The 14,018-nt window shown below is 71.1% G+C and carries 16 protein-coding genes; 7 read left to right on the top strand and 9 right to left on the bottom strand.

Annotation, left to right across the window (positions count from 1 at the left end):
* From G407_RS0120830 to G407_RS0120790, 9 genes are all read right to left on the bottom strand, one after another.
* A partial coding sequence (locus G407_RS0120830; RefSeq protein WP_029032371.1) for a substrate-binding domain-containing protein occupies positions 1–338 on the bottom strand: 338 nt, incomplete at its 3' end.
* Between the two features lie 271 nt (positions 339–609).
* A complete protein-coding gene (locus G407_RS0120825) occupies positions 610–1,848 on the bottom strand; it encodes an NAD(P)/FAD-dependent oxidoreductase (RefSeq protein ID WP_029032370.1) in 1,239 nt (412 codons plus the stop codon).
* A gap of 96 nt (positions 1,849–1,944) precedes the next feature.
* Positions 1,945–2,385, bottom strand: coding sequence for a RidA family protein (locus G407_RS0120820; RefSeq protein ID WP_052341696.1), 441 nt, complete (start codon positions 2,383–2,385; stop codon positions 1,945–1,947).
* Positions 2,382–2,843, bottom strand: coding sequence for an acyl-CoA thioesterase (locus G407_RS0120815; RefSeq protein ID WP_052341695.1), 462 nt, complete (start codon positions 2,841–2,843; stop codon positions 2,382–2,384). Before G407_RS0120815 ends, G407_RS0120820 begins: the two co-directional genes overlap by 4 nt.
* Entirely contained in the window at positions 2,840–4,471 is a 1,632-nt protein-coding gene (locus tag G407_RS0120810) for a benzoate-CoA ligase family protein (RefSeq protein WP_052341694.1), read from the bottom strand. The genes G407_RS0120815 and G407_RS0120810 overlap by 4 nt, the downstream gene beginning before the upstream one ends.
* Positions 4,472–4,562: 91 nt before the next feature.
* Entirely contained in the window at positions 4,563–5,723 is a 1,161-nt protein-coding gene (locus tag G407_RS0120805) for an acyl-CoA dehydrogenase family protein (RefSeq protein ID WP_029032366.1), read from the bottom strand.
* Positions 5,724–5,736: 13 nt separating this feature from the next.
* On the bottom strand, positions 5,737–6,567 hold the full coding sequence (locus G407_RS0120800) for an enoyl-CoA hydratase family protein (protein WP_029032365.1): 831 nt from the start codon (positions 6,565–6,567) through the stop codon (positions 5,737–5,739).
* Positions 6,564–7,139 (bottom strand): MarR family winged helix-turn-helix transcriptional regulator, encoded by a 576-nt coding sequence (locus G407_RS29115; RefSeq protein ID WP_052341693.1) that lies wholly within the window; start codon positions 7,137–7,139, stop codon positions 6,564–6,566. The genes G407_RS0120800 and G407_RS29115 overlap by 4 nt, the downstream gene beginning before the upstream one ends.
* Positions 7,139–7,957 carry an SDR family NAD(P)-dependent oxidoreductase gene (locus G407_RS0120790; RefSeq protein ID WP_052341692.1) on the bottom strand — a complete coding sequence of 273 codons (819 nt, stop codon included), beginning with the start codon at positions 7,955–7,957 and terminating at the stop codon, positions 7,139–7,141. Before G407_RS0120790 ends, G407_RS29115 begins: the two co-directional genes overlap by 1 nt.
* A gap of 258 nt (positions 7,958–8,215) precedes the next feature.
* Between G407_RS0120790 and G407_RS0120785 the strand changes: the two genes are divergently transcribed.
* From G407_RS0120785 to G407_RS0120755, 7 genes are all read left to right on the top strand, one after another.
* A complete protein-coding gene (locus G407_RS0120785; RefSeq protein WP_029032363.1) occupies positions 8,216–9,397 on the top strand; it encodes an ABC transporter substrate-binding protein in 1,182 nt (393 codons plus the stop codon).
* Positions 9,398–9,610: 213 nt separating this feature from the next.
* Positions 9,611–10,531: a branched-chain amino acid ABC transporter permease gene (locus G407_RS0120780; protein ID WP_029032362.1), complete on the top strand. Its 921-nt coding sequence runs from the start codon at positions 9,611–9,613 to the stop codon at positions 10,529–10,531.
* Positions 10,532–10,543: 12 nt separating this feature from the next.
* Entirely contained in the window at positions 10,544–11,566 is a 1,023-nt protein-coding gene (locus G407_RS29110; RefSeq protein ID WP_084327694.1) for a branched-chain amino acid ABC transporter permease, read from the top strand.
* Entirely contained in the window at positions 11,563–12,312 is a 750-nt protein-coding gene (locus G407_RS0120770) for an ABC transporter ATP-binding protein (protein ID WP_029032361.1), read from the top strand. The genes G407_RS29110 and G407_RS0120770 overlap by 4 nt, the downstream gene beginning before the upstream one ends.
* Positions 12,312–13,010 (top strand): ABC transporter ATP-binding protein, encoded by a 699-nt coding sequence (locus tag G407_RS0120765; protein ID WP_029032360.1) that lies wholly within the window; start codon positions 12,312–12,314, stop codon positions 13,008–13,010. The genes G407_RS0120770 and G407_RS0120765 overlap by 1 nt, the downstream gene beginning before the upstream one ends.
* A gap of 36 nt (positions 13,011–13,046) precedes the next feature.
* Positions 13,047–13,505, top strand: a complete 459-nt coding sequence (locus G407_RS0120760) for a cupin domain-containing protein (protein WP_029032359.1) — start codon at positions 13,047–13,049, stop codon at positions 13,503–13,505.
* Positions 13,506–13,670: 165 nt separating this feature from the next.
* Positions 13,671–13,961, top strand: a complete 291-nt coding sequence (locus G407_RS0120755; protein WP_029032358.1) for an ArsR/SmtB family transcription factor — start codon at positions 13,671–13,673, stop codon at positions 13,959–13,961.
* The last annotated feature ends 57 nt before the right edge of the window (positions 13,962–14,018 follow it).

Here is a 14,018-nt window from a genome sequence, read left to right as displayed (position 1 = left end):
TCGAGCACCTCGGAGTCGACCGCCTGGAACAGGCCCGCCTGCTGAGCGCGCTCGAGGCGGCCGGCGTCGACCGTGAGCAGCACGTCGGCCGGGGAGTTGGCGCCCTCGGAGATCATGCGCTCGATCAGCTCGTCGGCGCCCGCCTCGATGCGGTTGATGGTGATGCCGGTCTGCTCGGTGAAGTCCGCGTAGAGCGCCTCGTCGGTGTCGTAGTGGCGCGAGGAGTAGAGGTTCAGCTCGCCGCTCTGCGCGACGGCGAGGGCCGGCAGGCCCACGAGGCCGGCGGCGAGCGCTGTTCCGAGGAGAAGGGTGCGGCGTGCGGGCAGGAAGTGGGTCATGGCGATCGTCTCTCCCGTAGCCGAGCGGTCGGAGCGCCCGGATGTCGATCTGGCGGGCCGTCGCGGCGCGCCAGGCGCCGCGGCAGCGACGGGCGGCATGAATAACGATCGCGGCCAAGTCGTCAAGCGCTGTGACGAAGCTTAGAATCGCTGAAAAGAGGCTGAATCCAGTTGAGAATGGCTCTAAAGTGAAGCTTTCCGGACCATCCATAAGTATTTGGTCAGTATTCGAACCGCTGCCTCGCGACCATCGACAGGTCGGCCGCAGCGCCTACCGTGCGAAGCGGGAGATCGCGTAGGGCGTCATGTCGACGCCGGCGGTGTCCCCCGTCAGGAGCCCTGCGACGAGACGTCCCGTCGTCGCCGCCTGGGTGAGGCCGAGGTGGCCGTGGCCGAAGGCGTAGATCACCCGTCCCTTGCCGGGCGACCAGCCGATCACCGGCAGCCCGTCGGGGGTCGAGGGGCGCTGGCCCATCCAGCGCGTGCCGCCGCGGGTGTCCAGGTCCCGCAGGTAGACGCGGGCGAGGCGCGCCAGCGCGTCCGCCCGGTCGAGGCGGGCCGGCGCGTCGAGGCCGGCGAACTCCGCGGCCCCGCCGATGCGCAGGCCCGGCGCGAGCGGCGTCGCGACGAACTTGCGCTCGGCGAAGACGAGCTGTCGCGCGAGCGCGATGTTCGGCCGGGGGATCGTGACGTTGTAGCCCCGCTCGGATTCGAGCAGCACCGGGTCCCCCACGCTCGCGGCGAGGCGCGCCGACCAGGCGCCCGCAGCGACGACGACGAGGTCGGCGTCTCCCGTGGTGCCGTCGCCGAGCGCGACCGAAACACGGTCGAGCTTCGGCTCGATCGCCACCGCCTCGGCCTCGTGGAACGCGACCTCCTTCGCGCGCAGCCAGGCTTCCAGCCCCTCGACGATCCGGCGCGGGTCGGCGACGATGCCCCAGGCGGGATCGAACACCGCGCGCGCGATGCGCGGCGAGAGCGCCGGCTCCATGGCGCGGGCCTCCTCCCGGCTCAGCACCTCGTGGGGAAAGCCGTGCGCGGCCCGCCGCTCCCAGTCCGTGCGCTCGGCCTCGAAACCCTCCTCGCTCTCGTAGAGCGTCAACGCGCCGTCGCGGCGCAGGTCGCCCGAGAGCCCGACGTCGGCGAGGAGCGGGAGGATGTCGTCGTAGACGCGGCGGTTGAGCGCCGCGTTTGCCGCGCTGATGCGGGCGATCTCGGCGGGTGTCCCGCTCGCCAGGAAGCGGCGCAGCCAGGGCAGGAGCCGCAGCGCGTGGCCGGGGCGGATCGACAGCGGCCCGAGCGGATCGACCAGCCAGCGCGGCACATTCTTCCAGAGGCCGGGCGCCGAGGCCGGCGCGATCTCGCTCACGGCGAGCCCGCCCGCATTGCCGAACGACGTGCGGTCGCCCGCGAGCGCGCGCTCGACCACCCGCACCGCGTGCCCGTCATGGACGAGCGCACGGGCGCAGGCCAGTCCGACGACGCCGGCGCCGATGACGACGATACGCACGTGCAGATCCTCGGGCGCGACTACGGGGGGATGCGCGCCATTGGGGTGGAAGCGTGAGCCCGGCGAACGCCCGTGTCAAATGACGCGCGCCCGCGATCAGGCGGGAACGACCGCCGTCGCCTCGATCTCCACGAGGGCGTCCGGCTCGACGAGGCGGACTACCTGCACGAGCGCCATGGCCGGGAAGTGTGCGCCGATCACCTCGCGATAGGCCCGCCCGAGCTCGCGCTGGCAGGCGAGGTAGGCGTCGATATCGGTGACGTACCAGGTCAGGCGCACGAGATCGCGCGGGCCGGCGCCGCCCTCGGCGAGAATCGCGACGATGTTCTCGAGCGCGAGGCGCGTCTGCGCGACGAACCCCTCCGGGAAGCGGCCCTCCACGTCCCAGCCGACCACGCCGCCGGTGACGACGAGCGTGCCGCGCGCCGCCATGCCGTTGGAATAGCCCTTGGGGAGTGGCCAGCCCGGCGGCTGCAGCACGCGCGGCCCCGCGCTCTCCCCGCCCTCCCCCATCAGCCGTTCGCGCAGCCCGGTCATCGGCTTCTCTCCTCGTAGGCGGCCAGCGCCGCGCGCAGGTCGTCGGGCAGGCGCATCGCCCTGTGGGCGTCCAGGTCCGTCGTGACGACGACGAGGCGGGCCGCGATCACGGGCTCGCTCCCGCGATACCCGGGCACCAGCAGCCCGAACGAGGCGCCGCCGATCCGCTCGACCAGGACCGCGAAGTCCACGATGTCGCCCATCAGGCCCGGCTTCAGGTAGTCCGCGTGCGCCTGCCCGTAGCCGAGCCCGACCCGCCGGTCGCGGATCAGGACGTGGTAGTCGAGACCGAGCGCGGCCGCGAAGAAGTCCTCGATCACGCCGTTGATCATGTCGAACCAGCGGGCGAAGTAGACGATCCCCGCCGGGTCGCAATGGGCGAAGCGGATCTTCACCGGCGCGAGGTGGACGCCGGCCGGAAGGCTGTCGCGGGCGGGCGGTGCGAGGCGTGCATTCACCGGGCCGCCTCCTCGCTCGCCTGCCGGCGCAGGGCGAAGCGCTGCAGCTTGCCGGTCTGCGTCTTCGGCAGCGCGTCGACGAACACGATCGAGCGCGGGTACTTGTAGGGGGCGATCTCGCGCTTCACGTGCTCCTGCAGGAGCTTGGCCGTCGCGGCATCGGCACTCTCCCCCTCGCGCAGGACGACATAGGCGCGCACGATCATGCCGCGCTCCTCGTCGGGCGCACCGACGACGCCGCATTCGGCGACGATCGGATGGGTGAGCAGCGCCGCCTCGACCTCCGGACCGGCGATGTTGTAGCCGGACGAGACGATCATGTCGTCGGAGCGGGCCTGGTACCAGAAGTAGCCGTCCTCATCCATCAGGTAGGTGTCGCCGGTGATGTTCCAGCCGCGCTCGACGTATTTCGTCTGGCGCTCGTCGGCGAGGTAGCGGCAGCCGGTCGGCCCCCGCACCGCGAGGCGCCCGACGCTGCCCGGCGGCAGCTCGAGGCCGTCCGAATCGATCACCTTGGCCTCGTAGCCGGGCACCGGCCGCCCGGTGGCACCGGGGCGAATCTCCTCCTCGGGGGAGGCGATGAAGATGTGCAGCATCTCGGTGGCGCCGATGCCGTCCATCAGCGCGAGCCCCGTCGCCTCGTGCCAGGCCTCGAACGTCGCCTTCGGCAGCGGCTCGCCGGCCGAGACGCACTTCCTCAGGCAGGAGACGTCGAACTCGGGCAGCCGCGGCAGCATGGCGCGATAGGCGGTAGGCGCGGTGAAGACGACGCTGGCGCGGTGCTCGTGGATGGCCGGCAGCAGCTCGTTCGGCCCGGCCTTCTCCAGCAGCACGGTCGACGCGCCGATGCGCAGCGGAAACAGCACGATGCCGCCGAGCCCGAAGGTGAAGGCGAGCGGCGGCGAGCCGATGAAGCGGTCGTCCGGCTCCGCGCGCAGCACGTTCTTGCCGTAGGCGTCGCAGATCGCGAGCATGTCGCGGTGGAAATGCATCGTGCCCTTGGGCTCGCCCGTCGTGCCCGAGGTGAAGCCGATGAGGCAGACGTCGTCGGCGGCGGTGTCCACCGCCTCGAACTCCGGCGAGGCGTTCTCCATGAGCGTCTCGAGCCCGAGATCGTCGTGCGTGCCCCAGTAGACGACCCGCTCGAGGCTGTCGCAGAGCGGCTCGGCCTTGCGCATCTCGTCGGCGAGGCGCGCGTCGCACAGCGCGAGCGCGATCCGCGCCTTCTCCACCGGATAGGCGATCTCGCGGGCGCGCAGCAGCGGCATGGTCGCGACGACGATGCCGCCGGCCTTGAGCACCGCCAGGTAGCACGCGACCATCATCGGGTTGTTCGCCGAGCGCAGCAGCACGCGCCCGCCCGGAACCAGGCCGAGCTCCTTCGTCAGCACGTTGGCGATGCGGTTCACCCGGTCCTGGAGCTCGGCATAGGTGAGGCTCTCGGTCGGGGAGACGATGCACGAGCGCCCGCCCCGCCCCTCGCGGACGTGGACTTCGAGGAAGGCGTCGGCGCAGTTGAGGCGCTCCGGGTATTGCAGCTCCGGGCGGGAGAAGACGAGCTCCGGCCATGTCTCCCGGGGCGGGAGGTTGTCGCGCGCGAACGTGTCCTGATGAGCGCTGGGGGTCATGCGCGTCTCCGGGCTTCGGAATGGAAAAATGACGGAGCTGTCATCCCGGACGGCGAAGCCGATCCGGGACGACAGCGAAGCGCGGCGTGCATCATCCCCCCGCCCCCTTCAGCGTCTCGCGGGCGATGACGATCTTCTGGACCTCGGTCGCACCCTCGTAGATCCGCAGGGCGCGGATCTCGCGGTACAGCGCCTCGACCGGCACGCCCTTCGCGACGCCGAGGCCGCCGAAGATCTGCACCGCCTTGTCGATGACGGTCTGGGCGCTCTCGGTCGCGACCATCTTCGCCATCGCCGCCTCGCGGGTGACGCGCGGCGCGCCCATGTCCTTCGTCCAGGCGGCGCGGTAGACGAGGAGCGCGGAGGCGTCGACGTCCGTCGCCATCTCGGCGAGCGCCGCCTGCGTCAGCGGCAGCTCGCCCATCGGCGCGCCGAACAGATGGCGCGTGCGCGCCCGCTCCAGCGCCTCGTCGAGCGCCCGGCGGGCGAACCCGAGCGCCGCGGCGCCCACCGTCGAGCGGAAGACGTCGAGGGTCGCCATCGCCACCTTGAAGCCGGCGCCGGGCTCCCCGATGCGGTGCGCGAGCGGCACGCGGCATCCCTCGAAGCGCAGGCGCGCGAGGGGATGGGGCGCGATCACGTCGATGCGCTCCTCCACCCGGAGCCCGGGGTTGTCCGCCTCGACCAGGAACGCCGAGAGGCCCCGCGCCCCGGGCGCCTCGCCGGTGCGGGCGAAGACGACGTAGTGGTCGGCGATGCCGCCGTTCGAGATCCAGGTCTTCTCGCCGTCGAGGATCGCCTCGCCGCCGTCGATCCGCGCCGTCGTGGCGAGCGCCGCCACGTCCGAGCCGGCCTCCGGCTCGGAGAGCGCGAAGGCGGCGATGCGCGCGCCGGCGACCACGCCGGGCAGGATGCGCCGCTTGAGATCGTCCGACCCGAACAGCGTCACCGGCCCGGTGCCGAGCCCCTGCATGGCGAAGGCGAAGTCCGCGAGCCCGTCCCGGTAGGCGAGCGTCTCGCGGGCGAGGCAGAGGGTGCGCACGTCGTAGCCGTCGCCCTCGCCGCCGTAGGCCGCGGGCGCGACGGCGCGCAGCCAGCCGGCCTCGCCGAGGCGGCGCACCAGCGTGCGGCAGGCCGCGTCGACGTCGTCGTGAGAGACGTCGAGATCGGCGGCGAAGTCCTTCAGCCGGCTCGCGAAGTCGCGGTGCCGGTCCTCGAAGAACGGCCAGCGGAGAAAGCTCTCGTCGGGCATCGGCGCGGCCTCCTCAGTCGCCGCCGAAGACGGGCTTGCGCTTCTCGGCGAACGCCTCGAAGGCCCGGCGGAAGTCGTTGGTGGTCATGCACAAGGCCTGCGCCACCGCCTCGGCCTCGATCGCCTCCTCCACCGACATCGCCCATTCCATGGCGAGCATGCGCTTCGTCATCGTGTTGGCGTAGGTGGGGCCGGAGGCGATCTCGGCGGCGAGCGCGCGGGCCTCCTCCAGCACCGCGCCCTCGACCACCCGCGAGAAGAAGCCCCAGCGCTCGCCCTCCTCGGCGCGCATGAAGCGGCCGGTGTAGAGCAGCTCGGAGGCGCGGCCCTGGCCGATGATCCGGGGCAGGATCGCGCAGGCTCCCATGTCGCAGCCGGCGAGCCCGACCTTGTTGAACAGGAAGGCGACCTTGGCGCCCGGCGCCGCGAGGCGGATGTCGCTCGCCATGGCGATGATCGCGCCCGCGCCCGCGCAGATCCCCTCGACGGCGGCGATCACCGGCTGCGGGCAGGCGCGGATCTCACGCACGAGCTCGCCCGTCATCCGCGTGAAGGCGGTGAGCTCCTTGGTGCCCATTTTGGTCAGCGGCTCGATGATCTCGAACACGTCGCCGCCGGACGAGAAATTCCCGCCCGCGCCCGCGATCACCACCGCGTGGACGCTCTCGTCCTTCTTGAGCGCGGCGAAGAGGTCCGTCAGCTCGCGGTAGCTCTCGAAGGTGAGCGGGTTCTTCCTCTCCGGCCGGTTCAGCGTCACGGTGGCGACACCGCCGGCCACGTCGAGCCGGAAATGCGCCGGCGCGTAGGACGAGACCGGAATCGTGACGGCGTTGGCGGGGTTCATCGCGGGCCTCCCGTAGCGGCGTTCCTGTCGGTGCGCGGGCGCGCATTCGCGTCGATGGCCGCCCGCGTCGAGGCCTTCACCGTGCCGAGCAGGCCCATCAGCGCCTCGCTCTCGCCGGCGTCGAGGCCGCCGAGCATCTCGGCGATCCAGGCCTCGTGCTCCACCGCCATGGCGCGGAACGCGGCGCGGCCCTCCTCGGTGAGGCGGATCACCTGCGCGCGCCGGTCGGTCTCGGAGACCCGGCGGTCGACGTGGCCGCTCTCGACCAGCCGCTCGACGAGGCCGGTGACGTTGCCGTTCGAGACCATCATGCGCTTCGAGACGTCCGACAGGGTCATGCCGTCGGGCGCGCGCACGAGCTGCGCCATGAGGTCGAAGCGCGGCAGGGTCACGTCGAAGCGCTCGCGCAGGCGCCGGCGCACCTCGCCCTCGATCATGGTCGTGAGCGTCAGCAGGCGCAGCCACAGCCGCAGCTCCGCCGCATGCTCGGCGGGCGCCTCGAGCGCCTTGGCCTCGTGGTCCAGCGGAACGGGGTCGATCGCGCCACGGTCGGCGGAAACGCGCTCGTGCATCACACCTCGCCCCCGGCCACCGCGATCGCCTGGCCGGTGACCGAGGCGGCGGCGTCCCCGCACAGCCAGGCGACGGCGTCGGCGACCTCCTCGGGGCGCACGAGGCGCCGCTGCGGGTTGTGCCGCGTCAGCTCGCCGAGCGCCTCCTCCGGTGTCCGGCCGGTCTTGGCGACGATCCGCTCGACGCTCTGCGCGACGATGTCCGTGTCGGTGAAGCCGGGGCAGACCGCATTGACCGTCACGCCCTTGCAGGCCGTCTCCAGCGCCAGGGCGCGCACGAGCCCGAGCGTCGCGTGCTTGGCGGCGACGTAGGCCGAGACGTAGGGGTAGCCCTTGAGCGCCGCGGTGGAGGCCACCGCCACGACCCGCCCGAACCCGCGCTCGACCATCCCCGGCAGCACCGCCCGGGCGGCGTAGACGACGCTCGTGAAGTTCATGTCGAGCATGCGCTGGAGCATCGCGTTCGAGGTCGCGTGGAAGGGCGCGGTCTCGGCGGCGCCGGCGTTGCAGATCATCAGGTCGATCGGCCCCGCGCGCTCCGCCGCCTCGCCCAGCGCGTGCACGACCGCCTCCTCGATCGTCACGTCCGCGGTCACCGCGTGGCGTGCCGCGCCGGCGGCGATCGCGCGCTCGAGCGCGGCCATGTCGCGCCCCAGCACGGTGACCTCCGCGCCCGCCTCGGCGAGCGCGCGGGCGATGGCGAGCCCGATCCCGCGGCCGCCGCCCGTGACGAGCGCGTGGCGTCCGGCGAGCCGTCCGAGAGGCGCCTGCAGAGGCGCCCTCTGCGGTGCCGTCCGATGGCGCGGTGCGGTGTCCATGGCGCTCCCTCCTCGTCCCGCCCCTCGCGAAGATGCGTCCGGGCTCTTGTGGTTTGCGCGCGGCTTGTTTTAAGCTTCAAATATCAGGCCGGAACGAGGGCCGCGTCAAGCGGGGTTCGGGCGGGCCTGACGGCGAGCGCGACGGAGGTGCCGGAAAAGGCGCTTTGCGGGAGCGTCCCGTCGCGTAGAGTGCCCTTGCGGCATCAACGAGCGCGGCAAATCGCGCGGGGAACAGCCAGAAACGGGAGTACAGCTTTCATGACGCGCATTTCCAAGCATCTCGGCCTCGCGGCGCTCGGGCTCCTCGCCACGACCGCGCTGACGCATGCGCAGGACGCGGACCCGATGAAGGTCGGCGTCATCGTCACGCTCTCGGGCCCCGCCGCCTCGCTCGGCGAGCAGGCCCGCGACGGCTTCCAGCTCGCGATCGAGCAGCTCGGCGGCGAGCTCGGCGGCGTGCCGGTCGAGGTCGTCGTCGCCGACGACGAGCAGAAGCCCGACGTGGCGCTCACCCGCGTCAACGGCCTGATCGAGCGCGAGGACGTCGATGTCGTCGTCGGGCCGATCTTCTCGAACATCCTCCAGGCGATCCACAAGCCGGTGATGGACGCCGGCAGGATCCTGATCAGCCCCAATGCCGGGCCGTCTTCCTACGCCGGCGCGGAGTGCAACCCGAACTTCTTCGTCACCTCCTACCAGAACGACCAGGTCCACGAGGTGATGGGCCGTGTCGCGCAGGACCGCGGCTACGAGCGCGTCTTCATCATGGTGCCGAACTACCAGGCCGGACGCGATTCGGCGGCGGGCTTCAAGCGGCACTTCGAGGGCGAGATCGTCGACGAGGTCTACACGCAGCTCGGCCAGCTCGACTTCTCCGCCGAGCTCGCGCGCATCGCGGCGATGCAGCCCGACGCGGTGTTCACCTTCATGCCGGGCGGCATGGGCGTGAACCTCGTGCGCCAGTACAACCAGGCCGGCATGAAGGACCGCATCCCCTTCCTCTCGGCCTTCACCGTGGACGAGAGCACCCTGCCCGCCCAGCAGGACGCCGCGCTCGGCATGTTCGGCGCGATGACCTGGGCGCCCGACATGGACACCCCCGGCAACGCCGAGTTCGTCGACGCCTACATCGCGAAGTACGGCAAGGTCCCGGGCTCCTACGCCATGCAGGCCTACGACACCGCGATGCTGCTCGATTCGGCGGTGGAGGCGGCCGGCGGCGTCGGCGATCAGGCGGCGTTGCTGGAGGCGATCAAGGCGGCGGACTTCCAGTCCCTGCGCGGCGACTTCGCCTTCAACGACAACCAGTACCCGATCCAGGACTTCTACCTGGTCGAGGTCGCCAAGCGCGACGACGGCATGTTCCAGACGCAGATCGTCGAGCAGGTCTTCGACGACTACGGCGACGTCTACGCCTCCGAGTGCAAGATGGGCGGCTGACGACCGCTCGGCGGGGGCCGCGGAGGGACGCGACCCCCGCCTCCTTCCCTGTAGGGGAAGGTGGCTCGGCGCGACAGCGCCGGGACGGATGGGGCGCGCCGACCGGCGCGTTCGGCGAAGCCGAAACGAGGCCACCACGGACCCCACCCCTGGCCGCTCCGCGGCCGTCCCCTCCCCTGCAGGGAGGGAGAGACGCGAGGGACGCATCGCGCCATGTACACCACGCTCATCCTGGTCCAGACGCTGAACGGCCTGCAGTTCGGGATCATCCTGTTCCTGATCGCGGCGGGGCTCACGCTCGTGTTCGGGGTGATGGACTTCATCAACCTCGCCCACGGCGTGCAGTACATGATCGGGGCGTATTTCGCCTTCGCCTTCACCACCTGGACCGGCAATTTCGGGCTCGGCCTGCTGCTCGCGCTGCCCACGGCGCTGGCCTTCGGGCTCCTGCTCGAGGCGCTCGTCTTCCGGCACCTCTACGACAAGGATCATCTCGAGCAGGTGCTCGCGACCTTCGGCATCATCCTGTTCCTGAACCAGGGCGTGAAGGTGATCTGGGGCTCCTCGCCGCTCTTCGTCCCGGTGCCGGACTTCCTCCAGGGCTCCATCGTCCTGTTCGAGGGCTTCTTCTACCCGGTCTATCGCCTCGCCATCATCGGCGCGGGGCTCGCGGTGGCGGCACTGCTCTACGTGCTGGTGAACTACACCCGTGCGGGCATGCTGGTGCGCGCCGGCGCGACCAACGCCAAGATGGTCGCGGCGCTGGGCGTCGACATCCGGCGGCTGTTCATGATCGTCTTTGGCTTCGGCGCCATGCTCGCGGGCTTCGCGGGCGCGATGGTGGCGCCGATCCTGTCGGTCGAGCCGGGGATGGGCGACAACCTCCTCATCCTCGCCTTCGTCGTCATCGTCATCGGCGGCATCGGCTCGATCCGCGGCGCCTTCCTCGCCGCCCTGATCATCGGCCTCGTGGACACGCTCGGGCGCACCTTCGCCGGCGACGTGCTGCGCCTCTTCCTCGAGCCCGGCGCGGCCTCGACCATCGGGCGCGCGGTGGCGCCGATGCTGATCTACATCCTCATGGCCGCGGTGCTGTTCTTCCGCCCCGCCGGCCTGTTCCCGGTCAAGCGCTGAGGGGGCGCCGCGATGCTCGACACAGCCTCCCCCGCCGCGAAGGCGCCCGCGACGGCGACGACGCCCGCCGACGCGCCGGCCGCCTCCGCCGCGCCGCGCCCGCCGCTGTGGCGCCGCGAGGCGCTGGCGCTCGCGCTGTTCGCCTTCTTCGCGGTCGCCCCCGCCATCGCGCAGGTCGGCGCGGAGGGGTACCTGCTCTCGCTCGTCATCCGCGCGATGATCTTCGCCATCGCCGCGCTCTCGCTCGACCTGATCCTCGGCTACGGCGCGCTCGTCTCCTTCGGCCACGCCGCCTTCGTCGGCATCGGCTGCTACGCCGTCGGCATCCTGATGGCGCACGCGGTGCCGGACATCTTCGTCCAGCTCCTCGTCACGCTCGTGGCGAGCGCGCTCTTCGCCTTCGTGACGGGCGCGATCTCGCTGCGCACCAAGGGCGTCTACTTCATCATGATCACGCTCGCCTTCGGGCAGATGGTCTACTTCCTCACGACCTCGCTCGCGCCCTACGGCGGCGACGACGGGCTGACCCTGCCCTCGCGCAGCACGGTGCTGGGCACGGACGTGCTCGAGAACGACACGGTCTTCTACTACCTCGTGCTGGCCTGCCTCGTCGGCGTCTACGCACTCCTGCGGGCCATCGTCGGCTCGCGCTTCGGGCGCGTGCTGCGCGGCACGAAGGAGAACGCCGTGCGCATGCAGGCGATCGGCTACGACCCCTACCGCTACCAGCTCGCCGCCTACGTCATCGCCGGCATGATCGCCGGCCTCGCGGGCTTCCTGCTGGCGAACCAGCTCGAGTTCGTCTCCCCCGCCTTCATCTCCTGGCAGCGCTCGGGCGAGCTGATCATCATGGTGGTGCTCGGCGGCATGGGCACGCTCACCGGCGCCATCGTGGGCGCGATGTCCTTCCTCTTCCTCGAGGAGATCCTCGCGCGCATCACGCAGGACTGGAAGCTGATCTTCGGCCCGCTCCTCGTCCTCGTCGCGCTGTTCGCGCGCGGCGGAATCCTCGGCTTCTTCAGGAGGGCGAAATGAGCGTGATCCTCGAGCTGCGGAACCTGCGCAAGAACTACGGCGCGCTCGCCGTCACGGACGACGTCTCGCTGTCCGTCGAGGCCGGCGAGCTGCACGCCGTCATCGGCCCCAACGGGGCGGGCAAGACCACCCTGATCCACCAGATCTCCGGCCTCGCCCCCTCCGATTCGGGCGCGATCCTGTTCGACGGGCAGGACGTCACGCACGCGCCGATGCACGAGCGGGTGCGCGCCGGGCTCGCCCGCTCCTTCCAGATCACCTCGATCCTGCCGGGCTTCAGCGCCCGCGAGAACGTGGCCACCGCCGTGCAGGCCCGCTCGGGCTCGTCCTTCCGCTTCTTCGGCGACCCGTCGCGCGAGCGCGCGCTCGACGACGAGGCGATGGAGGCGCTCGCCACCGTCGGCCTGACGGCCCGCGCCGATATCGTCGCCGGCCAGCTCTCCCACGGGGAGAAGCGCCAGCTCGAGCTCGCCATCGCGCTCGCCACCCGCCCCAAGCTGCTGCTCCTCGACGAGCCTCTCGCCGGGACCGGCCGCGAGGAATCCGAGCGGGTCGTCGAGACGCTCCAGGGCCTCAAGAACCGCTACACGATCGTGCTGATCGAGCACGACATGGAGGCCGTGTTCGCGCTGGCCGACCGGGTGAGCGTCCTCGTCTACGGCCGCGTCATCGCCACCGGCGCGCCCGAGGTCGTCCGCGCCGACGCCGCCGTGCGCGAGGCCTACCTGGGCGAGGAGGCCGCCTGATGCTCAGCGTGCGCCATCTCGAATCGAGCTACGGCCCGGCCCAGGTCCTGTTCGACATCTCCTTCGACGTCGGCGAGGGGGAGGTCGTGACGCTGCTCGGCCGCAACGGCATGGGCAAGACGACCACCGTCAACTCGATCCTCGGCCTCGTGCGCCCCAAGGCCGGCGAGATCGCCTTCGAGGGCCGGCCGATTCGCGGGCTCGCGTCCTACAAGGTCGCGCAGTGCGGCATCGGCCTCGTCCCCGAGGGCCGGCAGATCTTCCCGACGCTCACCGTCGAGGAGAACCTGATCGCGACCGCCGCGACGCGTTTCGGCACCCCGCGCTGGACGCTCCAGCGCGTCTGGGCGCTCTTCCCCCGCCTCCGCGAGCGGCGCCGCAATCTCGGCTCGCAGCTGTCGGGCGGCGAGCAGCAGATGCTCGCGATCGGGCGTGCCTTGATGACGAACCCCAAGCTCGTCGTCCTCGACGAGGCGACGGAGGGGCTCGCGCCCCTCATCCGCGCCGAGATCTGGAGCTGCCTCGCCAGCCTCAAGGCGGAGGGGCAGGCGATCCTCGTGATCGACAAGAACGTCGATGCGCTGATCCCGCTGGCGGACCGGCACGTCGTGGTCGAGAAGGGCCGCGTCGCCTGGGTGGGGACGAGCGGCGAGCTGAAGGCGGATGCCAGCGTGAAGGATCGGTTCCTGCACGTCTGACGGACGAGAACGATGAGCGAGAGAGGACCCGAGACCATGCGTACCGAAGAGATCGCCGGCATCACGCCCGGCGGCGAGGGGTTCGAGGGCGTGCGCCTGAACATCCTCGGCCAGACCTACGTGCCCAAGAACGTCACCGAGCAGTGCTTCTCCTGGCACGCGACGTTCCCCGTCGGCACGTTCGTGCCGCCGCACATCCACCCGACGCAGGACGAGTACATCTACATGCTCGAGGGCCGCTTCGACCTGATGCTCGGCGGCGAGGAGGTGGTGGCGCAGGCGGGCGACCTGATCCGCATGCCCAAGGGCATGCCGCACGGCATCTTCAACAAGACCGACCAGACGGTGAAGTGCCTCTTCTGGGTGACGCCCACCCGGAAGCTCTACGACCTGTTCTGGGGCATCCACAATCTGCCCGAGCAGGAGCCCGGCGCGGTGGTGGCGCTCTCGGCGCGCCACGAGGTGGAGTTCCTGCCGCCGCCTCCCGGCGCGTGAGGCTCCGCGGCGTCCGCGGGCGCATCACGACGCGCATCCGTGGGCGCCGCCCTCGCGGCGGGTCCGGCGAGCGACGGCGGACCACGGCGCCGCGGTCGCGACCAATCATTCGATATTTCTGGAAATACCGTTGACACGGCCTCCCGGCATCTGCATGATCCCCTCATGGACACGACGCTCAGCATCGCCAAGCGCCTCGAGGCGCTCGGCAACCCCACGCGGCTCTCGATCTACCGCGCGCTCGTGCGGGCGGGCGACGGCGGTCTCACCGTCGGCGCGCTGCAGGAGCGCATCCGCATACCCGCCTCGACGCTCTCGCATCACCTGCGCGCCCTCGTCGGCGTGGCGCTGGTGACGCAGGAGCGCCAGGGTACGACGCTGATCTGCCGCGCCAACTACCCCGTCATGAACGGGCTCGTCGTAAGCGCTGTCTCCATCCCACCTTCCTCGCCGTGAGCTGATGAGCGAAGCTCTCGTCCCGATAGTGGTCGGAGATCGTTTTGTGTCTGGACT

This window comes from Salinarimonas rosea DSM 21201 (genome assembly GCF_000429045.1).
GTDB lineage: Bacteria > Pseudomonadota > Alphaproteobacteria > Rhizobiales > Beijerinckiaceae > Salinarimonas > Salinarimonas rosea.
Note: the sequence above shows the minus strand (reverse complement) of the source record. Positions and strands in the feature narration are given on the sequence as shown.